Here is a 22110-nt window from a genome sequence, read left to right on the forward strand (position 1 = left end):
TATTTTCCCAGCTCAGAAGCACCTTTCGTCGCTTTAACACACCCGGCGGGCGCCACCCTCATGAAAACCCCGGGCTAGCCTTCGCTCAACCACCGACCAGCCCCGGGACTCCGTCCTGGATGGCGAAGGAGGCTTTCGTGCTGACGGGGGATCCCGGCGTCGTGACGTGGTCCAGGACCCGGAAGTCGGCGGTGAGTGCGTCCTTGGTGATCGTGGTGTTCACGTAGCCGCGGTTGTCGTTGTAGAACTTCAGGTGCGGGTTCCAGGCCATCACGGGATCCACCGTTGAGCCGGTGCCGTTGCCGGTGGAGCTGATGGACGTGCAGACCAGTTCCGAGCCGACCACGGGGGAGGCCGGGTCCCTGTAGTCGACCTTGATGTCGTTGGCCCAGTTGCGGTGCACGTCGCCGGTGAGTACGACGGCGTTGCGGACGTTCGCGTCCACCCAGCCCTGGGTGATGCGGCGGCGGGAGGCGGCGTAGCCGTCCCACCCGTCCATGGAGACGTCGTCGATCTCCGGGGCCTTGTTGCGGTCCTTTTCGGCGAAGAAGACCTGCTGGCCCAGGATGTCCCAGCGCTGGGTGGAGTTCTTGAAGCCGTCCAGCAGCCATTTCTCCTGCTCGGCGCCGGTGATGGTGCGGTCCTCGGCCAGGCGTTCCGTGACGTTCTTCTTCCAGCCGTCCCCGGCCAGCTGGTCGTCCCGGTACTGCCGGGTGTCCATCATGTGGAAGTTGGCCAGCTGGCCCCACTGGATGGTGCGGTAGATCTTCATGTCGAACCCGGCCGGCACGGACGAGGCCCGCAGCGGCATGTTCTCGTAGTACGCCTGGAACGCGGCGGTCCGTCGCTGACGGAAATGCTCGGTGGTGTCGTTGAGCTGGCCGGCGTCCGTGTTCTCCGGGATCTCGTCCGCCCAGTTGTTGTCCACCTCGTGGTCATCCCACACCACCAGCCACGGCGCGATCGCGTGCGCGGCCTGCAGGTCGGCGTCGGACTTGTACTGCGCGTGCCGCTGCCGGTACCCGGCCAGGCTGGAAGTCTCGGGGCCCTGGTGGTCGCGCGGGTTGCCGCCGCCGATCACGTAGCTGTCCTTCTTGTACTCGTAGATGTAGTCACCCAGGTGCAGGACCAGGTCCGGGTGGTCCTGGGCCAGCCGCGAGTAGGCGGTGAAGTAGCCGTGCTCGTACTGCGAGCAGCTGGCGAACGCCATGGCCAGCGCCGCCGGCGTCTCGTGCGGCGCCGGGCTGGTGAGGGTGCGGCCCACCACGCTGACGTGCCGGCCGGTGCGGAACCGGTAGAAGTATTCGCGACCCGGGCGGAGGCCCTTGAGTTCGACGTGCACCGAGTGCGCGGTTTCGATCCGGGCCTGCTCGACGCCGCGGGCTACTACGGTGCGCATGCCGGCGTCTTCAGCCACTTCCCACGCCACCGCGACGTTGCGGGAGGGCATGCCGCCCAGGCCGTCCTCGGCGATCGGGTCCAGTGCCAGCCGGGTCCAGATCACAAAGCCGTCCGGCCAGGGCTCGCCGGAGGCGATACCCAGCAGGAACGGATCGGTGCGGAGACCGGCGTCGTCCGCTGTTGAAACGGCGACGGCGGCACCAGGCCAGGCTGCGACGAGCCCGGCCCCGAGGCCGGCGGAAAGGAGGGATCTGCGTGAAATGTTGTCCATGGGTTCGACCGTATTGAGGCCGGTTGGACATGTTGTGAGAGCGGCGTGAATGCGTGGTTAACTGCGTGACAAGACCTGTCGATTTGGAGCAGTTTCTACTTCCTGGAGTTCAGCGCGTCGAACTGCTCCTGCCAGAGGGCCAGCTCTTCGTCGACGTATCGCCTGTGGGCAGGGCGACATGCTGGGCTACTACTTCCGGTTCTATGAGGGCATCTTCGGCCGGCCCTGCTTCGCCATCCACGATCCGCTGGCGGCGGCGCTCGCGGTGGGCGGCATTAAGGCGACGGTGGCCCCGGTGGTGCATGCCGCCGTCGACACCTGGTGGAGAAGCTGCTGCGGTTCACTGAAAGTACGACGGCGGGACTTGCCGCGGGTGCGGCGGTCGCCTGAAATATCCGCAGACTTTTCCGCAACCACTATCCAGCAGGTCCGGGTTGGCGCAAAGATAACCCCATGAAAAAAACAGTTATCGCCGGTTTCTCGGCCCTCATGATGGGGCTCGGCGCCATCACCTTCGCCGGCCCAGGCAACGCAGCGCCCGAGCCGTCGCACATCGCGGGGCAGATTATGGTCAAGTTCCGCGTTGATGCGGCGGCGGTTGGGGTACTGCGCCGCCATGGCCTCAGCGACGGCCCGTGGATTGGCAGCACGGGGGCCCGCCTCATCAAGGTTCCGGCCGGCAAGGAACTGCAGCTCATCGACGCCCTTAGCCGGAACCCAAACGTTGAATACGCCGAGCCGGACCATGTGGTGACGGTAGCTACCGATCAGCCCAACGTCGACTATTTCCCCCGCCAGTACGCCTTGCACAACACTGGCCAGGAATTTACCAGCACGTTGGGAGTAAACGTGGCCGGGGGTACGCCAGACGCCGACGTGGACGCCGTCGAAGCGTGGGTTAAAACGACCGGTGCCGGCATCAGGGTGGCTGTGCTCGATACAGGAGTCACGAGCAGCCACGACGACATCTCATCACAGGTTGTTGAACGCGTGAACTACAGTGATGCGGCAACTGGTGAAGACAAATACGGCCACGGCACACACGTCGCCGGCATCATTGCCGCCATCAAAGATACCGTTGGCGTCTCCGGTGTGTGCCCGGACTGCGACATCCTGGACGGCAAAGTCCTGAACGACCAGGGTTCCGGCTCCACCTCGAGCATCGCCAAAGGCATCGGCTGGGCCGTGGATTATGAGGCCAAGGTCATCAATATGAGCCTGGGGCAGCGTGTTTCCTCACGGACCCTGGAGATCGCGGTTAATAACGCATGGAAGGCAGGGGCAGTGATCGTCGCCGCGGCCGGCAACGCCGGTACCCAGGCCAAGATCTACCCGGGCGCCTACCCAAATGTTATTGCCGTTGCAGCAACCGACAACAAGAACGTGAAAGCCTCCTTCTCGACCTATGGCAAGTGGGTGGACGTCGCAGCGCCCGGTGTCAGCGTGTACTCGACCTTCCCGAACGGATCCTTTGTCCTGGGGACGCAAAACAACCGCTCCCATGGGTACGACATCGCCAGTGGCACCTCGATGGCTTCACCCATCGTCGCCGGCGTTGCTGCGCTTGTCTGGAGCACTTCTGCCGGGACCGGAAACGCATCAGTCCGCGACAAGGTCGAATCATCCGCCGACGAGAATATTTACGGCACCGGCATGTACTGGGCCAATGGCCTCGTGAACGCCTGCGATGCGGTCGGTTGCGTACGGCCCTAGTCAGACCGCGGTTGCCGTCAGGACTGGAGGGGCTGCATTACTGACAGGTGGCCGGCGCGGGCCGCGATGAGGCACTTGGCCCCACCTGGCTCAGGCTGATCTGGCACTCGCCCGGACCGGGCTGCCGGCCGAGCTGTTTGGTGAGCGTGGCAAGCAGGGTGGCGCCGGCGTCGTCCTCAATGTCCAAAAGTGCGGCAGGGCGGCTGCCGAGGCGCGTTTGTTGGACAAAGTGCGGGTGGCTTTGCACCTGCTTGCCCAAGATGTCCGAGCGCTAAAGTTCCTGAGGATCACATTCATAGGCCTTATGGGTGCACCGGTCATAGCCTTAGAACCTGCCTTGGCGCTGCGGCGCTATGTTCCGCACACAGTGCACATTTGTGCAGCGACCTTGAGGGGTTTTCTCAGTGCCTGCGCCGACGCATACGCTACCCACCAGTAACAACGCCGGGTTTGAGCGTTTTGGCCTCGGGGGAGAGCGCACCGCTAGGTAGGGCTTTTTTGGCGCACGTCTGTGCAACCCGGCTCCGCAAGGACGGGTGTGCTGCGTAGCATGGGAAACCGGCCGGTACCTGATCAACGCCCAGAACCATCACTACCGGCCGCCCCTGTTGGCACATGAACAAAGAGGTTTCCATGTCATTCGTTACCCGGGCACTGTCCGTTGCGGCTGCCGCCGTCCTCGTTACTTCCTTGGCTGCGGCTCCCGCCCAGGCGATCGAGATTTCCCCGCCGGGGGCCAACGACTGGTCCTGCAAGCCAACCGCCGAGCATCCCTATCCGGTCATCCTGGTACCGGGAACGTTCGAGAGCATGGAGAAGAACTGGTCCACCCTCTCGCCGTACCTCAAGAGCGCCGGGTACTGCGTTTTCGCCCTCAACTACGGCGAGACGAATGGCGTGTATGCCACCGCACCGGTGGCCGAGTCGGCGCAGGAACTCGCCCCGTTTGTGGACGCGGTACGTGCTGCCACCGGAGCGAAGAAAGTGGACCTGGTGGGCCACAGCCAGGGCGGCATGATGCCCCGCTACTACATGGGCTTCCTCGGCGGGGCCAAGTACGTCCGTCAGCTCGTCGGCATCGCACCCTCCAGCCACGGGACCGAAGGTGTGATTGTCCCGCCGCCGGGCTTCGTCCAGGACCCGGACTTCACCGGCTTAGGCTGTGCCGCCTGCGCCGATCAGCAGGCAGGCTCGGCGTTCATGCAGGAGCTCAACTCCATCGGCGACACCGTAGCGGGACCCTCCTACACCGTCATCTCCACGGTCTACGACGAAGTGGTTATTCCCTATAACAGCCAGTTCCTGGACGGTCCGGCCCGGCAGGTCACCAACATCACCATCCAGGACAAGTGCCCGGCAGATGTCTTCGAACACGACCAGACGCCGAATGACCCCGTGGTGCACCAGATCGTGGCGCATGCGCTAGGCAACCCGTCCGGCCCCGCAGACCCGGCCTACCAGCCCGCCTGCTTCTAGCCGTTGTGCCGGTGTGAGTCCAGGGCTCGAACGGCGAGTCTGACAGCAACCAGACGGTGCTGCAGGCCTACAGCGTCTCGGGAATCTCGCGCCCCGGACGGGCGGATTCGTGGCCAGCACCATTCCGAGGTTGCCCGCCAGGAACTTGTTGGAGACATGACCGGGATGCCCATGGTGATGCCGATTTATTGGGGCACGGTTGTCAGCCCGGAGGCGAGGCCCTGTACGGTGTCGGGGAGGCCGGCAGTGGCCGTGACCTTAAACCCTACGATGGCGGCCAGGTTGGCGATGCCTCCGATGAACGTGGCGGCCGGCACGATGACCAGTGAAACCAGCTGGTGGACGCAGGGTAGAGCCAACTTCACCAATGGGGAACCCTGACGGAAAAGTGTTGAAAGACAGCGGGAACGGATCCCCAACCACACGTTCGTCCTCGGAACACAGAACAAACACTCCTTCGGTTACGACGTCGGCAACGGCACGTCAATGTCCTCGCCGATCGTCGCTGCCACGGCTGACTGAGCAACAGCGGCGGGACGTCCAGCAGATGCTGGCTGTCCGTCGTATGCGGCAGCCTCAGCGAGGAGTTACCCCTGCGCCTGCAACCCCGGCACTCCGTCCTGGATCGCGAAGGAGGCCTTGGTTGAAACGGGGGCGCCCGGCGTCGTGACGTAGTCCAGAACCCGGAAGTCGGCGGTGAGCGCGTCCTTGGTGATGCGTGTGTTTACGTGGCCGCGGTTGTCGTTGTAGAACTTCAGATGCGGGTTCCAGGCCATCACCGGGTCCATGGTGGAGCCGTCGCCGTCGCCGTCGCCGTCGCCGTCGCCGTCACCGTTGGAGGTGATGGAGGTGCAGACCAGTTCGGAGCCGACCACGGGGCGGCGGGGTCCTTGTAGTCGATCTTGAGGCCAGTTGCGGTGCACGTCGCCGGTGAGGACCACGGCGTTGCGCACGTTCGCGTCTACCCAGCCGTGGGTGATGCGGCGGCGGGAGGCGGCGTAGCCCGTCCATCAGCCACTTTCTCCTGCTCGGCGCCGGTGATGGTGCGGTAGACCTTCGAATGGCCTGGTCCGTTAGATCCCGGATGTGCTTCGGATCCAGGAAAGAGCGCGGTCGCGGCGGACGTCGTCATTGGCCACTGTTAGCAACCGCTCGGCGACGAGGCCTGGATCCACTAAGCCGTGCTCGAGGAGCGCCCTCACAAACAGATGGTCCTTGATCCTGCCTGCGATGAGTTTCGCGGCACAAAGGTCGTGGGGCTCCAGACACAGCCCGCTACGTCCATTAGTGTTAGCGTTTCTGACTTTGACCAGGCGGTCCGTCCAGCCGGTCGGGAGAACCGCGGTGTTCTGGCCGGCTCCCTGAACATAGAAGCCGTGGGTCTCGTGGAAGTGGGACATTTCACCGATGGCGGCGTCCAGCTCCGTGGCGAGAGACTGGGCGTCATCGTCCTTCAATGGAGCAACATCGACCTCTTCTGAATGCGTCGCTTCGTCGGGCAGTTCGTCTTCTGTGAAGGACCCGAGGATCGATTGGCTGCCAATGATGAAGACGGCATCCTGCCGGATGATTTCGGTGGCCGCACGGATAGCGTGCTCAAGGTCCCTACGCCGCACGAGCTGCCTTGTGAATTGCGACGAGCCGCTCTTCCTGGGAGAGCACGCCGGCGAACGGCGTCATCTGGCGAAGGTCGATACCTCGCTCGTCAGGGCCCAACATGCTCTCCACGAGCTGGTTGATGTCGCCGCCATTAACGAGAGTGTTCCACTCTGCCACCCAACCGTGTGCGTGGGCACCGCGTGTGCGTGACGCCATCCTCTGGAGGTTTGTCCGTGCCTTGCTGAGTACCGGCTGGGGATCCTCGCGGACCTTTTGAGCCACGGCCAGATGCAGCTCGTACGAGACTCGTTCTTCACGGCGTGGCAGCCGTGGCCGGCTTTCCCTGGCTTTTTCGAGCAGGCGTTGGCTCACGGAGGGACTCACTCCGATAACTTCGGCGATCTTGCGAACAGGCATGCCTTCAGCCCAGAGCGCGAAAACTGCTTCGGCGCGCCGATCGGAAGCCGCGAGCATCTCACGACGGAAATTTTCGGCTGCCGCCCCAGCATCTTTTGCTTTCCGGATGAGCTCATCCGTCATCGTAGTGAACACGCTTGTATCCTACCCCCATACAAGGGGCCGGAAAAGGGCGGCGGCGGGTGGTCGGCAGAAAAGCCAGCCGCCCGCCGTCGTCGTACCGGGGTTTCGACAGGCTCAACCACCGGGGGTTTCGGCAGGCTCAGCCACCGATGAGGCCGGGTACGCCGTCCTGGATGGCGAAGGATGCTTTCGTGCTGATGGGCGCAGGCCCCGGACATCATGACCGAGACCCCTATGTGCCTTCCGCCCGTAACCCGTTCCTGCAATTCACGCCCTCTGAGGCAGGCCAAGGCGCCTCTTGAACAGGATCTTCATACGGGCTGGTGTGCGCCACCGAGCGATCATAGAATGCAGCCACCAAGCGATTTAAGCCACAAAACTGCGTGACAAAAGCAGTTGGTTCGCTCAAGCATCCTTGTTTCAAAAACCTCTTGCGGCGCCCATCCCGTAAGCGGAGAATAACGTCACTGGCGGGGTTCTATATCCTCTCCGCCGTGGATATCGGGGCTTCGCCGAAGCCCTATTTTCAGGAGATATCCATGGACACTAAACGTTCCTCCGCTGCCGTCGCCGCCGCAGTACTGGCGGTGCTTTTTGCCGGCGCTGCCCCGGCTTCAGCCGAGATTGCCAACGAACATGCTGCCTGCACCGGACTCGGCATCTCGGACCATGCAGTCGCCGACGGCCCGGGCGCCGTTGCCGGCATCATCACCGAGATCAAGGGTGCCGCCACTGTCTTCGGTTTCGACAACATGGGCCAGGTTGTGAGCAAGTTCTCGAAGGTCCATGCCGGCACGCACGTACCAGGCTGCGAGGAAGCCATTGAGGACATTCTCGTCGCCGGGCCATGACCTGACGAGTGCAGGCGCTCCGTTCCGGGAAACTGCCCCAATCCGCACTCCCTGAGGCGGAACGGCTAGCTGGACGGTGCCACTAGCCCGGCCGCGATCAGCAGGCTGAGCAGGATCAGAATGATCCCCACCGCGGGGAAGATCCACACACGGCTGGATCTTCCCTTCGGGGCCCTATTTACCGCGCGGCTCCACCCATCAGTCCGGCGGCCCCTCGGCCCGTTTCCAGTGCTCCCGCAGCAGTCCGGCCAGCCGGTCAGGTTCGATCCGGTGCGGCGGATCGAAGTGGTGGCGGTCTGCGAACACCTCGAGGCGGAAGTCGGAGACGACGGCGGCAAGGCGGTCGGCAACCTCGCCGTAGTCGTCCGGGTTGCTCAGAACGCCGAGGACGAACAGCACCGGCTTGGTGAACGCGGCAAGCCGCGCGCGGTCCAGGTCATACGTCTTGAAATCCTCCACGAAGGCTTTGATCCCGGCCGGCCGCTTGGCCGTCCACGGCGGCGGGGGACCCTGCGGGGGTGGCGGCAGGACGACGTCGGACTTCACTCCCAGCCTCATGAAGGCGGGCATGAACTGCTCAGGCGGCAGCGATTCGAGCTGTCCGTACTGTTTCCAGAGCTCGGCGTGGGCAGGGCTCCAGTCCCAGTTCCCGGCCCAGGCAGCTTCCAGCAGGGTCAGGCTCAGCAGGTGCTCAGGGTGTTTGGCGGCAAAGGCCAGCGCCGCGGCGCCGCCGCCCGAGTAGCCCACCAGATGGAACGCATTCCAGCTGCTGACCCCCGCCTCGCGGAGGACGCCGACGGCCTCGGTGTCCAGGGTCCAGCCCGGCGGGGGAGCCTCGCCCGCGTAGAGTTCCAGGTCCTTGGCCACGGCGTCGACGCCAGGTCCCAGCGCGTGAAGCTGCGGCCGGGGCCATTTCGAGTGATGTGGCGGGTTTCCCGCTCGGGGTGTTCCTAGGCGCGTGCCTTGACGTGGCCCTTGGTGAGAATCACGGCCAGGGCAACCATGCCGACGCCGAGCAACAGGTGCAGGACGTTGTCGAAACCGTTCAGCGGGACAAAGTTGCCGGCCGAATCCTGGGGGACCACCAGGCCGTAGACGAACAGGACCAGGTAGATGACGCCGCCGTAGAGGAGGAAGGAGCGGGCGCCCGTGGCGGTCTTGGCCATGAGGAGGCCTGCAGCGCCGAAGAGCAGGTGGACGATGTTGTGCAGGGCCGAGACCTGGAAGAGGCCCAGCAGCATTGCCTCGGAGTGGTGGCCTGCGAAGTGCAGTTCATCGAAGTTGGCCGTGATGCCCGGAACGAAGCCCAGGATGCCGACCAGCAGGAACACTGCACCGACAACTATCGATGCCTTCTGGACGTTGGTGCGGGCTGCCGTTCGGGTGCCGGTGTGCGTTGCCATGTTGAATCTCCTGAATGCGATATGTGTTTATGGATCAGAGGGGCTTTCTTTCCTGCCGACCCAAGGGGTTATGCCAGCTATTCGGGCGTGACCGCATGTCGGATGGGTTATTCAGAAAATATTCTCGAGTGCACTCCCAAGTTTCCGAGGGCTCCACCACCGGGGTTGGGGCCCCAGTCGGTCGCCGGTGTCACCGATTGCGGGCGGGCGTTATCCGGCTGGTGGCGGTGAGATCGCGCGCCAGCGGATCGCGGAGGGCTTCACGCTCGTGACCGTGGCGTCCGGACCTGACGCACCAGGAAATCGCAGCGGGCAAACCATCTTTCCACGCGCGGGGGAGTAGCCGGGGTTTCGGGTTTGCCGGTGGTCGGGCCCGCCAGGCTCAGCCGCCGACGGTATCGGCAGGCTCGACCACCGGGGTTGACCCGCCGTGGATTTCGTACCGGGCCTTGCCGCCGTGCTTGGCCCGGTACATGGCCGAATCCGCCTGCCGCAGCAGCTCCGTCACGTCCGCCGTGTCCGCGGTGCGCTGCGCGACGCCCATGCTCACCGATACCCGCAGCGACCGGTCACCGATGACGAACGGCTCGCTGAGAGCCTCATAGATCCGCTCGGTGACGGGCCCCGTGGCCGGCGAGCCGTCGTCGTTATCCACAACGACGACGGCGAACTCGTCGCCGCCCAGCCGGGCCACCAAGTCGTGGCTGCGGACGCTGGCCCGCAGCCGCTCGGCCAGCTGAGCCAGCAGCGCGTCGCCGCCTTCATGGCCCAGGGAATCGTTGACGTCCTTGAAGTCGTCGATGTCGATGAACAGCAGGCCCTCGTGCCGGGTCCGGCGGTCGCTGTCCGGTTCGAAGGATGCCAGCAGTCGCTCGGCGAGGGCCGCACGGTTGGCGAGCCCGGTGAGGTCATCGTGTGTGGCCCGGTACGTCAGGGCTTTGTGGCTGTCCTGGAGCGCGGCGGCCATCCCGTTGAAGGCCACGGTCACCTCGCCGAGTTCGTCGCGCCGGGCCACGTTCAGGCGGTGGCCGTAGTCGCCGGACTGCAGCTTCAGGACGCCCCGGCGGAGGCTGTTGACGGGCCGCATGAGGTCCGTCACCATCCGGCGCCTGAAGTACAGGGTGGCGCCGATGGCTACGGCGAACAGCCCGAACCTGCCAACCACCAGCAGGCTTTCGAGCTCGCGCGTGTCCACGAGCCCCCTGTTCAGGGCCTGGAGCGAGGACTGCTGGACGGCGGCCAGTTGCGACCGCACGGTGGAGCTTGCGGCCGCGAAGGCAGCGGCATCAGCTACATTGCTCCCCGTGAGGTTCAGTGCCCGGTCACCCCAGAGGCCGGCCTGCTCCAGTCCCGCCTGCCAGTCCTGCTGGGCCATGGAAAGGGCTTCGGTCCGGCCTTCGTCCGCAACCGGGACGGCGGCGGCCACACGGAAGAGAGCTTCAATGTCCTGCTGCTCCAGGACAAACGCCTCCCTGTTCACGGGCGCCGCCGCCAGCAACTGGTGTCCCAGTTGCTCATGAGCCTCAAGGGCTGCGGCCAGGTCCGCGACGGTGCCGTACTCGGCCTGCAGCCGGCCGTTCGCGGCTTCCATCTCATTCACCACGAACCGGACTCCGACGACCGTGACTGCCGCGCCGACGAACAGGGCCAGGAGCATCAGCGTGAACGCCCCGGACCATTCACGCTGCAGGCTAAAGGAGCGCGGCGCGGTGGGGGATTTATGCATGGGCGTCCTCGGACCGGGGTGTGTTATGCCTAAATTACACGCATCGGTGATCGAGCCTGTCGAGATTCCGGGTTTCGACACGCTCGGTTTCGACGGGCTCAACCACCGCGTCCGTGATCGAGAAGGCCCGAAGTGGCTTCGACACGCTCAACCACGTCTCGGCGTAGACCAAGCCCTTGAAGAGCTTGGTGACGACGCCGGGAAGTTCCTCCGGCGTGTGTGTTTCAGCTGCGTCTGTGGTGGTCATGCCGGCCTCACGAAGATGATCTGTTCGACGGTGGCTTCCCGGATGCTGCCGTCCGGGAGCTGCCAGGACAACTGCTGTGATTCGTCCGGGTTGACGGACGCCCAGTCCGATTCGGTGGCGAACTGGTAGTAGGCCACGAGCTCGGCCAGCCTCATACAGCGGCCGTTCGAAGGGGAGCGCGACCTCAACAGACTGAGCGGCGATCTCCGTAAAGACGCCCGACGGCGGCACCTCCCGGGTGCCCAGCGCGCCGGATTCGATGCTCCGGACGAGCTGCATGATGCGCTTGTTTTCCAGGAACACCTTGTCGTCCAGGAGCCGGCGCATCTGCTGCGAGAGCTGCCGGACAGTGGCCTGGGTCTGCTCGACGGCGGGTAGCCAGTCCTGGTGCAGATTGGTCACGGTGTGCAGGTTGTCCAGTTTGGCGAGGGCGTCGATCTGCGTGGCCCGCTGCAGCAGGTCCCGCAGTTCGGTGCGCAGCTGCGGGGACATCAGGTAGTCCCAGAAGCCCTGGAACGTTCGGCCCTGGAGGGAACCGCTGATGTCCTGCTGGTTGGCGAAGATCGAGGCAAGGAGCTCGCCCTGGGTGCCGTCCCACGTGGCGATCTGTTCACGGACCTGCCGGTCGAGCTTCCGGAAGTTCTGCTCCACCTCACGGAAATCGGAGAGCAGGTCCTTGGCCAGGGTGGTCAGCTGCTGGAAGTGGTCCAGGGCTTCCGGCGCAGTCATCACGCGGATGTTGCCGTCCTTGATCCGTTGCATCTCGGCGTCGATCCCGTCCCTCTAGCGCTGGAGCTCGGCGAGCCTTACCTCCGGGTCGGTCTCGGACTGCTGGACCAGGGCCTTCAGCACGGCGAAGATGCTGGTCAGCCTGGACTGGGTGGCCACGAAGTCGCGCCCGCTCAGGCTCTCCACCCAGCGGACCACGTCCTCGGCGGCGGCGGTGAGATCGTAGCGCGGCTCGTCCTGGCCGGGGACGTAGTATTTCCGCAGCCATGCCCGTTCCGGGGCCGCCCACTCATCCAGGTACTCACCGGCCGGCCTAGGATACTTGTCCTCGCCGAAGACTTCACGGAGGCCGAACAGGACATCATCGAGGTGGTCAATGAGCACCTGCCGGCCGATGTCCCGTTGGTTGGGTCCTGTGAAGGCCTTGATGAAGAAGCTGACGGCCAACGGGGCGTTCTGCTCGCGGAGCAGGGACCACCCTGCGTGGTTCTCACGCAGTGCGTTTATGGCGTAGAAATCCATGGCGTCCTCATGCAGGGTGCTGTTGTTCCTAAGCTACACGGGGGCGGTGACAGTGATCGAACTTGTCGTCCCCGTTGATCGAGCCTGTTGGGATCCGGAAGCCCGGTGATCGAGCCTGTCGAGATCCGGAAGCCCGGTGATCGAGCCTGTCGAGATCCAGGGTTTCGACAAGCTCAACCACCGGGCGCACTCAACCGCCGGGCGACAGGACGTTCAGGCCTGCCTCGACGGCGGCAGCCAGGAGCTCAGCGTCATACGCCACCATTACGTCGGACTGCAGCCGGATGGCTGCGGCTAGATGGATGGCGTCGGCGCTTCGGAGCTTGCCGGGCAGGGCCGCCGCGTACATAAGGTCCGAACGGGCAAGATCGACCAGGTTGATGGCTCCCAGGACCGTATTGACGGACTCGCCGGGAAATCCGCGGCGATGGGCCGCGCAATGAAGTTCCGTATAGAGGAGCATCGAAGCCACCAGCTGGTGGCCCTGGGCTGCCGCGGTTGAGAGGTAGTGGGCGGCCGCGGATGACTCTGGCTCTTCGACCACCAGCTTGAGGACAGCCGACGTATCCAGGTAGATGATCACCGGTCCCCGCGGAGGTCAGCCAGGATCTCAGCAGTGCCGGCTTCTGACGGGACGCGCGGCAGCGTCTGGAAATCGACCGGACCGTTGGCTGCTGGGCGGACCTGGCCCGCCAGCAGCAGCCGCTCAAAGGGTGACGCCGACGGCGGGATCAATGTAGCGGCTATTTCGCCGTTGTTCGTGACGTCAATGGTTTCGCCGTTCTTAACGCGCTCCAGGATTTTGCTGCTCTGGTTGCGCAGTTCCCGGTGTGGGATTGTCGCCATGGTTACCTCCGTAGCAAGCGTAGCAACTGCCGCGGTGGAGGGTAAGGATCAACCGCCGCGGGTTTCGACAGGCTCGGTTTCGACAGGCTCAACCACCGTGGGTTTGGACAGGCTCAACCACCGCGTGCTCCCAGTGCCGCCGGAGCAATTCAGCCAGCCGCTCGGGCTCGATCCGGTGTGGCGGATCGAAATGGTGGCGCTTGGGGAACACTTCCAGGTGGAAGTCCGGGAAGAAGACCCTGGACAGCCGACTGGCGATATCGCCGTAGTCATGGGGATTGCTCAGGCCGCCCAAGGCGAAGTAGACGGGCTGGCGAAAGGCAGCCAAACGCGCCCTCTCCAGGTCATAGTTTTTGAAGGTCCGCAGGAACGCCCGGATACCCGCCGGCCGGTTGGCCATCCACGGCGGCGGGGGATCCGGCGGCGGCGGAAGGACGACGTCGGGCTTAACTCCCAGCCTCATGAAGGCGGACATGAACTGTTCCGGCGGGAGTGTTTCCAGCTGCTCGTACTTCTTCCGGAGCTCCGTGTACGCAGGGCTCCAGTCCCAGTTCCCGGCCCAGGCAGGTTCCAGCAGCGCCAGGCTCAGCAGCCTGCCCGGGTGCTTGGCAGCGAACGCCAGCGCCGCCGCGCCGCCACCTGAATAGCCCGTTAAGTGGAACGTCTCCCATCCCCGGGTATCGGCTTCGCGCAGCACGCCGTCGATCTCTGTGTCCAGGCTCCAGTCCGCCGTCGGCCCATCGTCCGCGTAGAGCTCGAGATCCTTGGCGATTGCCTGGACATCAGGCCCGAGGGCTGCGATGAGTCCGCCGAAGGCGGCCTGGGCAGGGAGTACAGCGCCCGGTAGAAGAATGGCCCGAATTGGTCCCATGGGAGAACGGTACGCCTGGGTTTCGACAGGCTCAACCACCGGGATCGTGGAGGCTCAACCACCGGGATCGTGGAGGCTCAGCCACCCGTCTCGTTGGCTGGTGGTAAATGGTTCGGAAAATCTCCTGTAGTGTTGATCCTGTTGTTGTGTTTATGCGGTTGGTAGTTCAGGCAGTACGCGCGGTCGAAAGTCCGCGTCTTTCTGAAGTAGCGGTTTTGAACACCCCACACCGGAGGACCCGAAAGTCGGGACTTTTCCTCCACCTTCACGAAGGACAAAAATAATGGCTACTGGTACCGTCAAATGGTTTAACGCTGAAAAGGGCTTCGGCTTCATTTCCCCCGATGACTCCTCACAGGACGTTTTCGCTCACTACTCCGCGATCGCCTCTTCCGGCTTCCGCTCACTCGAAGAGAACCAGAAGGTTTCCTTCGAAACCGAGCAGGGCCCCAAGGGTCCCCAGGCCGTCAACATCCAGGCACTCTAATTCTTTAGAGATTCTGGGGCCTTAGGGTTTCATTATTCAAAGCAGGGCCGGTCACTAGACCGGCCCTGCTTTTGTTAACCCGGATGTGCTTCAAAGCGCCCGACTGGCAACTTGCGGGAAACCCCTTCAAGATAGTCAGTGGGCAAGCAGGGGGGATCGAGTCCATCCCGCCGCACAGAGAGGCCCGCACTTCGTGCCAATACCAAAACGTCAACTCAGTCCGCTCATCCGCAAGTACGTCAACGGCAGCCGCCCAGCCCAGGCAGAGACCAGAGGCCTCGGCGAGCTCAAGCCGGTGGAGCCCGCTGCCCGCCGGGAGGGGGTGCCCGTACTGGGCGATGACCAGGTCTATGTGATGAAATACGGGACGGTCTATCACACGGCGTGGTGTCCGGTGGTGTGCGACAGCTGGGACCACGCCCCCAGAAGACTGCTAGTGACCCTATTGGCCGCTGTGGGGGAGCGAACCCGGTGCGCGGAATGCAACCGGCACGCGAAGGCGGCCAGGGCGTCAGCTGCGCAGGAATACCACCAGCAAGCCCGGCCCACCCCCGAACCCCCACCGCCTGACGCCGTGGTCCCGCTGAAAGTCATCGGGCTGGCCCATGGGATACTCTTCCTGGCCGCAGGGCAGGAATATCGGGAACGTTTTAAGGAAACTGCCGTGGAGCCGGCCACCCCGCTGTGGGTGGACGGGCGGCGCGACGGCATGGTGGTGCGGCTGGACTCCGCCAGCGACGAACCACTCGTGCTTGTCCAGTTGGACCCCCGCGCCACGTTCCGGAACGGTCCGTACCAGGTGCGCCTGCGTCATCCGCTGCGGCGGTCGGCCACCAAACCCTATGCGGTTGAGTCGGTTGAGTCCGTTGAGCCTTCACCATGACGGATCCCCGGCCGCACTTCGAGTGCCTGCACCTGACGGCGCCCAGAGTGGGGCCGCTTGACAGGGCACTGCTAACCGACGGCGGCGTGAAGTGCCTGCTGGCGGTCCAGGCTGTGGGCCGCTCGGTTTAGTCCCCACCCGCCCCTAACCTCGCAAGCTCGGCCAAGGAACCCGGCGGGCGTGGGCCCAGACCCCCGCGCGGTCACTCGTCCGGGTTCGGATTGCGTACGTCCTTTTCGCCGATATCCGCAGCACCCAGAGCGGCCGCGGCAGGGCTGTGCGTGGTTTCGTGCGCGCGGACGCTGAGCTCCGGATGGTGGAGGTCCAGGGCGGGACGCTCCGAACGGATCCGGGGCAGCGACGTGAAATTGTGCCGCGGCGGCGGGCAGGATGTGGCCCATTCGAGCGAGGCGCCGAAGCCCCACGGGTCATCCACCTCAATGCGCTCCCTGCTGCGCCACGTGATGTAGACGTTCCAGAAGAACGGAATCGTCGACGCGCCCAGAAGGTATGACGAGATGGTGGAGAACTGGTTCATCCAGGCGAAGTTGTCCTCCACCAGATAGTCCGCGTAGCGGCGGGGCATGCCCTTGACACCCAGCCAGTGCTGGATCAGGAAGGTCCCATGGAAGCCGAGGAACAGCATCCAGAAGTGGATCTTTCCGAGGCGCTCGTTCAGCATCTTGCCGGTGAACTTTGGCCACCAGAAGTAGAAGCCTGCGAACATCGCGAACACCACGGTGCCGAACACCACGTAGTGGAAGTGCGCCACCACGAAGTAGGAATCAGACACGTGGAAGTCCAGCGGCGGAGAGGACAGGATGATCCCGGTCAGGCCGCCGAAAAGGAACGTGATGAGGAAGCCAAGGCTCCACAGCATGGGAGCCTCGAACGTCAGGGATCCCCGCCACATGGTGCCGATCCAGTTGAAGAACTTCACGCCGGTAGGTACTGCGATGAGCATGGTCATAAAGGCGAAGAACGGCAGCAGCACCGAACCGGTCACGTACATGTGGTGCGCCCACACGGTCATGGACAGGGCTGCGATGGAGATGGTGGCGTAGACAAGGCCCTTGTAGCCGAAGATCGGTTTGCGGCTGAAGACCGGGAAAATCTCCGAGACGATGCCGAAGAACGGCAGCGCGATGATGTAGACCTCGGGGTGGCCGAAGAACCAGAACAGGTGCTGCCACAGGATCGCGCCGCCGTTCTCCGGATCATAGATGTGGGCACCGAACTTGCGGTCGGCCCCCAGGGCAAACAGTGCCGCGGCGAGCGGCGGGAATGCCATGATCACCAGGATCGACGTCACCAGGGCGTTCCAGGTGAAGATAGGCATCCGCCACATGGTCAGGCCCGGGGCGCGCATGCAGATGATGGTGGTGATGAAGTTGACCGCACCCAGGATAGTGCCGAAGCCGGACAGCGCCAGGCCGAAGACCCACAGGTCACCGCCCACGCCGGGGGTGAACGTGGTGTTGTTCAGCGGCGCGTAGGCGAACCAGCCGAAGGCCGCTGCGCCCTGCGGGGTGATGAAGCCAGCGACGGCGATGGTGGATCCGAAGAGGAAGAACCAGAAGGCCAGGGCGTTCAGCCGCGGGAATGCGACGTCGGGGGCGCCGATCTGCAGCGGCATGATGAAGTTGGTGAAGCCGGCGAAAAGCGGCGTCGCGAACATCAGCAGCATCATGGTGCCGTGCATCGTGAACAGCTGGTTGTACTGTTCCTTGGTCTGCAGGACCTGCATGCCCGGTTCGAAGAGCTCGGCCCGGATCAGCAGGGCCATAACTCCGGCCATCAGGAAGAACACAAACGAGGCGATCAGGTACATGTACCCGATGACTTTGTGGTCGGTGGAGGTGAGCCAGCCGACCACCATGGAGCCTTTGCGCCGCGGCACTACAGGGGGAGCAGCGGTTGAGGCAGTCCCTATTCGTGAATGTCCGGTGATGGCCATTTTTCACCTCACAGATACTTCTGCATGACAGCTATGGGCCCTTTGCATGAGCCCCTAATTGCAGGCTACTCACTAACGCGGCATCCCGAAAGAGTCAGTGCAGGCCCATCGCGTTCCGGACCTCGTTCAGGATGTGGTGGACGGCGGTCTCCGCCCCCACCGCGTCTCCACGGGCCACCGCCGCCGCAACATCCTCGTGTGCCTGTAAGGCTTCGTTCCGCGGTTTGAAGGGCATCAGGCCCTGCTGGGTCCGGCTGGTGAGCACCTCGGCCACCATGCCTTCCAAAGCTGTGAACATCTCATTGCCGCAGCTTTGGAGCAGCAGGCAGTGGAACTCGATGTCCACCGCCAGGAAAGCCTCGAGTTCGCCGGCTTCACCCAGCCGCCGCAGCTCCGCAGCCAGGGCAACCAGCCTGGCCCGTTCCGCGGCGCTCGCCCGGCGGGCAGCACCTGCAGCCGCAATGGGCTCGACGGCGATGCGCAGCTCGGTGAGGCTGCTGTACTGCTCGGCGCTGTTGGCGGAGGCGAGGCGCCAGCGCACCAGCTTGGGATCGAAGACATTCCACAGCCGGCGCTCCTGGACCACAATGCCCACCCGCCGGCGCGAATACACCAGGTTCATGGACTCCAGGACCTTCATGGTGTCCCGCGCAACGGTGCGGGAAATCCCGTACTCCTGCTGGAGGCCCTCAAGGGTCAGGCGGCTGCCCGGCGGAAGGCTCCCTGCCGCGATGGCAACGCCAACCGCCTCGAGAACGCGTTCATGCATGGCGGGGGAGGCCCCGCCGTCGTGCGCGATATCCGCGTCCGGTGGTGTCGCCGTCGACATCTTTCCTGCTTTCGTCTGCGCCTGTGCGCCCTCCAAGCCTACCCACAAAGTCCCAAAGGTATGACTTGTGACACGGAAAGATAGTATCTATGGCTTGGAATGGTGATACCTTATTCCCGGCGCAGTTCCCTGTGAGGTGCACCTAAAGCTTTCTTCATTTAGCCAACGACGTCTTCTTCGGAGGTACAACATGCGGTATCCAGCCACGCACCTGGTGGTGATGGGCGTTGCCGGTTCCGGCAAGTCCACCATTGCGGCAGCGCTTTCCCAGCAGCTTGGCTGGGCCTGCGCCGAAGCGGACGAGTTCCACCCCCAGTCCAACATCGACAAGATGACCCAGGGTATTCCCCTACAGGACGGGGACCGCTGGCCCTGGCTGCGGGAAATCCAGGACTGGATGACCGCACATGCCGCTGCCGGGAAGAGCACAGTGCTCACCTGCTCCGCGCTTAAGCAGAGCTACCGTCAGCTGCTCGCCGACGCACAGGGCCGGGTCCTGTTCATCCACCTCGACGGCGGCGCCGACCTGATCGGCCAGCGCATGCAGGGCCGCGAAGGCCACTTCATGCCGTCCACGCTCCTGCCCAGCCAGCTGGCCACCCTGGAACCGCTGACCGGCAACGAACTCGCCGCCGGCAGCCTCCGCCTGGACATCTCCAACTCCCCGGAGGAGATCGTCGCCGCCGTGCTGGCTGGCCTCGCGCTTCCCGCGCCTTCGGCACCGAGCGCCCACCTGGAGCCCAGCGCCTGCTGAGCCCGGCGCCGGCTGAGCCGGGCCACTTTCCCCCACATTTCATTTTCTGTTTCAAAGGAGAACCATGGTCATCGAAGGATGGACCCAGACGCTGGGCGCAGGCCCCCTGCTGCTCATCGCCGCGGCATCAATCGTCGCGCTGCTGTTCCTGATCATCAAGCTGCGGATGCACGCACTCGTGGCCCTGATCGTGATCAGCCTCGCAACCGCATTCGCCACCGGAATCCCCGCCAACCAGGTGGTTCCTGTGCTGATCAACGGGTTCGGCACCACCCTGGGCACCGTGGCGCTCCTCGTGGGACTGGGCGCCATGCTCGGCCGCATTGTTGAGACCAGCGGTGGCGCCAAGGTGCTGGCCGACTACCTGATCGGCGTGTTCGGAGAAAAGCGTGCACCGTTCGCGCTGGGCCTGGCCTCGCTGATCTTCGGCTTCCCCATCTTCTTCGACGCCGGCCTCGTGGTTATGCTGCCCGTGGTCTTCGCCGTGGCCCACCGCCTGGGAGGGGGAGTGCTGCGCTACGGACTGCCTGCCGCCGGCGCGTTCTCCGTGATGCACATCTTCCTGCCGCCGCACCCGGGTCCGGTCTCCGCCGCTGCCTTCTTTGATGCCAACATCGGGCTGGTCCTGATCGCCGGCCTCATCACTGCCATCCCCACGTGGTACGTCACCGCCTACCTCTTCGGACTGTGGACCGGCAAGAAGCTGGTCCTCCCGGTGCCGGAAATCCTGGGCCACGCCAGCGCCGAAGCCGAATCCCACCCGCCGCGCTTCCGCACCATCATCGGCCTGCTGCTCCTGCCCTTGGTCCTGATCTTCATCAACACCGGCCTGAACACGCTTGCCTCGTCCGGGGCGCTCTCCGAAGAGGTCAAAAGCGAGCAGTGGTTCCAGGTCCTGCGCACCATCGGTGAAACCCCGGTGGCCCTGCTGATCGCCGTCCTGGTGGCCGTGTTTGTCCTGGGCGCCCGCCGCGGCAAGGACGCTGGCGCCATCGAGAAGCTGCTGGAATCCTCGCTGGGCCCGGTCTGCTCGGTCATCCTGATCACCGGCGCCGGCGGCATGTTCGGCGGCGTCCTCCGGGCCTCCGGCATTGGCGACGCGCTGGCCGATGTCCTGGGAAACCGGGGCATCCCGCTGATCCTGGCAGGCTTCCTGATCGCCGCCATCCTGCGCATCGCCCAGGGTTCCGCCACCGTTGCGCTGACCACTACCGCTGGACTCATCGCCCCGGCTGTGGCCACCGCAGGCCTGACCGGCATGCAGATCGCCGCCCTGGTTATCGCCGTGGCAGCAGGCTCCGTGGTGGTCTCCCACGTCAACGACTCCGGCTTCTGGCTGGTGGGCCGATTCTTCGGCATGGACGTCAAGACCACCCTGCGGACTTGGACCGTGATGGAAACCCTCATCGGTGTTATGGGCTTCGCCATCGCCGCGGTGCTCTTCCTGCTCGCCGGCGTGGCAGGTTAGCGATCTGACTCCAGCCACGGCTGACCGAAGTACGACGGCGGGGCGTCCGGAGAAATTCCGGGCGCCCCGCCGTCGTCGTACTCCGGGTGCGCCGCTATTTGCGGGGCTTGGGAGCCTTGGGCGCTTTGGGCGGGAGGCCCGCGACGTATTCGAAGGCCTTCTCCACCCAGGCGCCTGCCCGCGCGTCGTCGCCCTCACCCTCGGCGTTCCACACCTCCGGCAGCCCGGTGTAGCCGCCCATGGGCCGCTCCGCCGGGCCGAACGGGACGGTCCGCTCGGTGCTTTCGAGCACCTGCCGGTCTGCGTCGGAGAGCTTCACGCCGATCGTGGAGCCGAACAGTCCGGCGAACATGTTGCCGTTGACGAAGGCGCCCAGGTTGCCGAACATCGGCTTGACCACCACCTCGGGGCTGTCCGGCACTACTGAGCGGAAGCGCTCCTTGGCTTCGTCGGACGCTTTGGCCATCTCCATGTCGCTCTCTCCCAGGGTTGCGGTGTGATTCTTTGTGCAGCTTATGCCCGCCGGTGCGGCGGGGACAGAATTGCCTACCGATAGGCTGGCAGGAGTCCGCACTCACCTCCCAGGTTCCACCCAACCGAAGGACACCCCTTGACCCAACGCACCATCGTGATTACCGGCGCCAGCGACGGCATTGGCGCGGCAGCCGCGCGGACGCTGACCCAGGCAGGCGACCGGGTGGTCGTCGTCGGCCGTTCCGAGGAAAAGACGCAGGCCATCGCGAAGGAACTCAACGCCGACTACTTCGTCAGCGACTTCGCCGAGCTGGACCAGGTCCGCACGCTCGCCGCGCAGCTGCGGGACGACTACGACCGGATCGACGTCCTGGCCAACAACGCCGGCGGCATCATGGGCAAGCACCAGCTCACCGTGGACGGCAACGAGTCCACCTTCCAGATCAACCACCTGGCGCCGTTCCTGCTCACCACCGAGCTGATGGACGTCCTCACCGCCAGCAACGCCAAGGTCATCAACACCGCCAGCGCGGCCAACGGCTTCGGCAAAATGGACCTCTTCGACCTCAATGCCGAGCACACCTACTCCACCAACCGCGCCTACGGCACCGCCAAACTCGCCAACATCCTCTTCACATCCGAGCTGCACCGCCGCTTCGGCGAGCAGGGAATCACGACGGCGGCGTTCCACCCGGGCGTGGTCCGCACCAACTTCGCGGCAGAGTCCACCAGCCCCATGCGGCACGCCTACAAGACGCTGCTCAACCGCTTTATGCTCACCCCGGACCAGGGCGCCGACACCCTCCTCTGGCTCAGCAACGGCACCGCCGGCACCGACTGGATCTCCGGCGCCTACTACGCCAAGCGCGCCCTGGCCAAGGCCAACGCCCAGGCGTACGACGCCGAGCTGGCGCAGGGTCTGTGGGAGGCCAGCGAGGCGCTCGTCGCCCGCTGAGTTTCCAACCGGTGGGGGTCACCCGAGGTAACACGCGTGCAATATGAACAAGTTCGCATGATTTTAACGAGCGTAATTCGGTGATTGTGCTAATTTCTCTCTGTTGAC

The 22110-nt window shown here is 64.5% G+C and carries 23 protein-coding genes and 2 pseudogenes; 10 read left to right on the forward strand and 15 right to left on the reverse strand.

Going from position 1 to position 22110, the window contains the following annotated elements; all coding sequences use genetic code 11:
• Window positions 1–85: 85 nt before the first annotated feature.
• Entirely contained in the window at window positions 86–1672 is a 1587-nt protein-coding gene (locus CXR02_RS04335) for an alkaline phosphatase (protein WP_104060892.1), read from the reverse strand.
• A gap of 178 nt (window positions 1673–1850) precedes the next feature.
• On the opposite strand from CXR02_RS04335, the gene CXR02_RS23155 reads away from it, so the two are divergent.
• The 3 genes from CXR02_RS23155 (at window position 1851) to CXR02_RS04355 (ending at window position 4861) form a co-directional block, all read left to right on the forward strand.
• Window positions 1851–2129 (forward strand): hypothetical protein, encoded by a 279-nt coding sequence (locus CXR02_RS23155; protein WP_308470661.1) that lies wholly within the window; start codon window positions 1851–1853, stop codon window positions 2127–2129.
• Window positions 2126–3385 carry a S8 family serine peptidase gene (locus tag CXR02_RS04345; RefSeq protein WP_104060893.1) on the forward strand — a complete coding sequence of 420 codons (1260 nt, stop codon included), beginning with the start codon at window positions 2126–2128 and terminating at the stop codon, window positions 3383–3385. The genes CXR02_RS23155 and CXR02_RS04345 overlap by 4 nt, the downstream gene beginning before the upstream one ends.
• 633 nt (window positions 3386–4018) lie before the next feature.
• Entirely contained in the window at window positions 4019–4861 is an 843-nt protein-coding gene (locus CXR02_RS04355; RefSeq protein ID WP_104061072.1) for a triacylglycerol lipase, read from the forward strand.
• A 185-nt stretch (window positions 4862–5046) separates the two neighbouring features.
• On the opposite strand, the gene CXR02_RS04360 is transcribed toward CXR02_RS04355, so the two are convergent.
• From CXR02_RS04360 to CXR02_RS04375, 4 genes and pseudogenes are all read right to left on the reverse strand, one after another.
• Window positions 5047–5226, reverse strand: a complete 180-nt coding sequence (locus CXR02_RS04360) for a hypothetical protein (RefSeq protein WP_146072469.1) — start codon at window positions 5224–5226, stop codon at window positions 5047–5049.
• A gap of 222 nt (window positions 5227–5448) precedes the next feature.
• A pseudogene (locus CXR02_RS04365) lies at window positions 5449–5871 on the reverse strand (alkaline phosphatase D family protein); the annotation flags it as partial.
• A 63-nt stretch (window positions 5872–5934) separates the two neighbouring features.
• Window positions 5935–6477, reverse strand: a complete 543-nt coding sequence (locus CXR02_RS04370) for a DUF6036 family nucleotidyltransferase (RefSeq protein WP_104060895.1) — start codon at window positions 6475–6477, stop codon at window positions 5935–5937.
• Window positions 6467–7012 carry a helix-turn-helix domain-containing protein gene (locus tag CXR02_RS04375; RefSeq protein ID WP_104060896.1) on the reverse strand — a complete coding sequence of 182 codons (546 nt, stop codon included), beginning with the start codon at window positions 7010–7012 and terminating at the stop codon, window positions 6467–6469. Before CXR02_RS04375 ends, CXR02_RS04370 begins: the two co-directional genes overlap by 11 nt.
• A gap of 527 nt (window positions 7013–7539) precedes the next feature.
• Here CXR02_RS04375 and CXR02_RS04380 point away from each other — a divergent pair.
• Window positions 7540–7851 (forward strand): hypothetical protein, encoded by a 312-nt coding sequence (locus tag CXR02_RS04380; protein ID WP_104060897.1) that lies wholly within the window; start codon window positions 7540–7542, stop codon window positions 7849–7851.
• A gap of 198 nt (window positions 7852–8049) precedes the next feature.
• Here CXR02_RS04380 and CXR02_RS04385 read toward each other — a convergent pair whose 3' ends face one another.
• The 7 genes and pseudogenes from CXR02_RS04385 to CXR02_RS04420 form a co-directional block, all read right to left on the reverse strand.
• Window positions 8050–8718: an alpha/beta fold hydrolase gene (locus CXR02_RS04385; RefSeq protein ID WP_258060767.1), complete on the reverse strand. Its 669-nt coding sequence runs from the start codon at window positions 8716–8718 to the stop codon at window positions 8050–8052.
• A gap of 83 nt (window positions 8719–8801) precedes the next feature.
• Window positions 8802–9254: a DUF4383 domain-containing protein gene (locus CXR02_RS04390; RefSeq protein WP_104060899.1), complete on the reverse strand. Its 453-nt coding sequence runs from the start codon at window positions 9252–9254 to the stop codon at window positions 8802–8804.
• Window positions 9255–9636: 382 nt separating this feature from the next.
• Window positions 9637–10980, reverse strand: a complete 1344-nt coding sequence (locus tag CXR02_RS04395; RefSeq protein WP_104060900.1) for a GGDEF domain-containing protein — start codon at window positions 10978–10980, stop codon at window positions 9637–9639.
• A gap of 34 nt (window positions 10981–11014) precedes the next feature.
• A pseudogene (locus tag CXR02_RS04400) lies at window positions 11015–12478 on the reverse strand (DUF3375 domain-containing protein).
• Window positions 12479–12668: 190 nt separating this feature from the next.
• Window positions 12669–13061, reverse strand: a complete 393-nt coding sequence (locus tag CXR02_RS04410) for a type II toxin-antitoxin system VapC family toxin (protein ID WP_104060903.1) — start codon at window positions 13059–13061, stop codon at window positions 12669–12671.
• The gene (locus CXR02_RS04415; RefSeq protein WP_104060904.1) at window positions 13058–13324 is read right to left on the reverse strand and encodes a type II toxin-antitoxin system Phd/YefM family antitoxin; all 267 of its coding nucleotides are present in this window, start codon (window positions 13322–13324) and stop codon (window positions 13058–13060) included. Before CXR02_RS04415 ends, CXR02_RS04410 begins: the two co-directional genes overlap by 4 nt.
• Before the next feature lie 88 nt (window positions 13325–13412).
• Window positions 13413–14195, reverse strand: coding sequence for an alpha/beta fold hydrolase (locus CXR02_RS04420; RefSeq protein ID WP_104060905.1), 783 nt, complete (start codon window positions 14193–14195; stop codon window positions 13413–13415).
• A gap of 283 nt (window positions 14196–14478) precedes the next feature.
• Between CXR02_RS04420 and CXR02_RS04425 the strand changes: the two genes are divergently transcribed.
• The 3 genes from CXR02_RS04425 (at window position 14479) to CXR02_RS22780 (ending at window position 15696) form a co-directional block, all read left to right on the forward strand.
• Complete coding sequence (locus CXR02_RS04425) at window positions 14479–14682, forward strand: cold-shock protein (protein WP_024365339.1); 204 nt, start codon at window positions 14479–14481, stop codon at window positions 14680–14682.
• A 193-nt stretch (window positions 14683–14875) separates the two neighbouring features.
• On the forward strand, window positions 14876–15565 hold the full coding sequence (locus tag CXR02_RS22065) for a hypothetical protein (RefSeq protein WP_146072470.1): 690 nt from the start codon (window positions 14876–14878) through the stop codon (window positions 15563–15565).
• Window positions 15562–15696 (forward strand): hypothetical protein, encoded by a 135-nt coding sequence (locus CXR02_RS22780; protein WP_258060773.1) that lies wholly within the window; start codon window positions 15562–15564, stop codon window positions 15694–15696. The genes CXR02_RS22065 and CXR02_RS22780 overlap by 4 nt, the downstream gene beginning before the upstream one ends.
• A 71-nt stretch (window positions 15697–15767) precedes the next feature.
• On the opposite strand, the gene ctaD is transcribed toward CXR02_RS22780, so the two are convergent.
• Together ctaD and CXR02_RS04445 are read right to left on the reverse strand one after the other, a co-directional pair.
• The gene (gene ctaD, locus CXR02_RS04440) at window positions 15768–17522 is read right to left on the reverse strand and encodes a cytochrome c oxidase subunit I (RefSeq protein WP_104060908.1); all 1755 of its coding nucleotides are present in this window, start codon (window positions 17520–17522) and stop codon (window positions 15768–15770) included.
• Between the two features lie 94 nt (window positions 17523–17616).
• Window positions 17617–18351, reverse strand: a complete 735-nt coding sequence (locus CXR02_RS04445) for a FadR/GntR family transcriptional regulator (RefSeq protein ID WP_104060909.1) — start codon at window positions 18349–18351, stop codon at window positions 17617–17619.
• A 190-nt stretch (window positions 18352–18541) separates the two neighbouring features.
• Between CXR02_RS04445 and CXR02_RS04450 the strand changes: the two genes are divergently transcribed.
• Entirely contained in the window at window positions 18542–19105 is a 564-nt protein-coding gene (locus CXR02_RS04450; protein ID WP_104060910.1) for a gluconokinase, read from the forward strand.
• A 64-nt stretch (window positions 19106–19169) separates the two neighbouring features.
• Window positions 19170–20573, forward strand: coding sequence for a GntP family permease (locus CXR02_RS04455; RefSeq protein ID WP_104060911.1), 1404 nt, complete (start codon window positions 19170–19172; stop codon window positions 20571–20573).
• 94 nt (window positions 20574–20667) lie between these two features.
• Here CXR02_RS04455 and CXR02_RS04460 read toward each other — a convergent pair whose 3' ends face one another.
• Window positions 20668–21045, reverse strand: coding sequence for a TfoX/Sxy family protein (locus CXR02_RS04460; protein WP_104060912.1), 378 nt, complete (start codon window positions 21043–21045; stop codon window positions 20668–20670).
• A gap of 138 nt (window positions 21046–21183) precedes the next feature.
• On the opposite strand from CXR02_RS04460, the gene CXR02_RS04465 reads away from it, so the two are divergent.
• Window positions 21184–22002 carry an SDR family NAD(P)-dependent oxidoreductase gene (locus CXR02_RS04465; RefSeq protein WP_104060913.1) on the forward strand — a complete coding sequence of 273 codons (819 nt, stop codon included), beginning with the start codon at window positions 21184–21186 and terminating at the stop codon, window positions 22000–22002.
• Window positions 22003–22110: the final 108 nt, after the last annotated feature.

The sequence above is a fragment of the Arthrobacter sp. 4R501 genome (genome assembly GCF_002929755.1).
Classification (GTDB): Bacteria; Actinomycetota; Actinomycetes; order Actinomycetales; family Micrococcaceae; genus Arthrobacter.

Bases quoted from the DNA above. Each gene is read 5' to 3' on its own strand.
- CXR02_RS04445 (WP_104060909.1), bottom strand. From the start codon at position 18,351: ATGTCGACGGCGACACCACCGGACGCGGATATCGCGCACGACGGCGGG.
- CXR02_RS04460 (WP_104060912.1), bottom strand. From the start codon at position 21,045: ATGGAGATGGCCAAAGCGTCCGACGAAGCCAAGGAGCGCTTCCGCTCA.
- CXR02_RS04455 (WP_104060911.1), top strand. From the start codon at position 19,170: ATGGTCATCGAAGGATGGACCCAGACGCTGGGCGCAGGCCCCCTGCTG.
- CXR02_RS23155 (WP_308470661.1), top strand. From the start codon at position 1,851: ATGCTGGGCTACTACTTCCGGTTCTATGAGGGCATCTTCGGCCGGCCC.
- CXR02_RS04420 (WP_104060905.1), bottom strand. From the start codon at position 14,195: ATGGGACCAATTCGGGCCATTCTTCTACCGGGCGCTGTACTCCCTGCC.
- CXR02_RS04425 (WP_024365339.1), top strand. From the start codon at position 14,479: ATGGCTACTGGTACCGTCAAATGGTTTAACGCTGAAAAGGGCTTCGGC.
- CXR02_RS04380 (WP_104060897.1), top strand. From the start codon at position 7,540: ATGGACACTAAACGTTCCTCCGCTGCCGTCGCCGCCGCAGTACTGGCG.
- CXR02_RS04450 (WP_104060910.1), top strand. From the start codon at position 18,542: ATGCGGTATCCAGCCACGCACCTGGTGGTGATGGGCGTTGCCGGTTCC.
- CXR02_RS04355 (WP_104061072.1), top strand. From the start codon at position 4,019: ATGTCATTCGTTACCCGGGCACTGTCCGTTGCGGCTGCCGCCGTCCTC.
- CXR02_RS04395 (WP_104060900.1), bottom strand. From the start codon at position 10,980: ATGCATAAATCCCCCACCGCGCCGCGCTCCTTTAGCCTGCAGCGTGAA.
- CXR02_RS22780 (WP_258060773.1), top strand. From the start codon at position 15,562: ATGACGGATCCCCGGCCGCACTTCGAGTGCCTGCACCTGACGGCGCCC.
- ctaD (WP_104060908.1), bottom strand. From the start codon at position 17,522: ATGGCCATCACCGGACATTCACGAATAGGGACTGCCTCAACCGCTGCT.
- CXR02_RS04390 (WP_104060899.1), bottom strand. From the start codon at position 9,254: ATGGCAACGCACACCGGCACCCGAACGGCAGCCCGCACCAACGTCCAG.
- CXR02_RS04335 (WP_104060892.1), bottom strand. From the start codon at position 1,672: ATGGACAACATTTCACGCAGATCCCTCCTTTCCGCCGGCCTCGGGGCC.
- CXR02_RS04345 (WP_104060893.1), top strand. From the start codon at position 2,126: ATGAAAAAAACAGTTATCGCCGGTTTCTCGGCCCTCATGATGGGGCTC.
- CXR02_RS04415 (WP_104060904.1), bottom strand. From the start codon at position 13,324: ATGGCGACAATCCCACACCGGGAACTGCGCAACCAGAGCAGCAAAATC.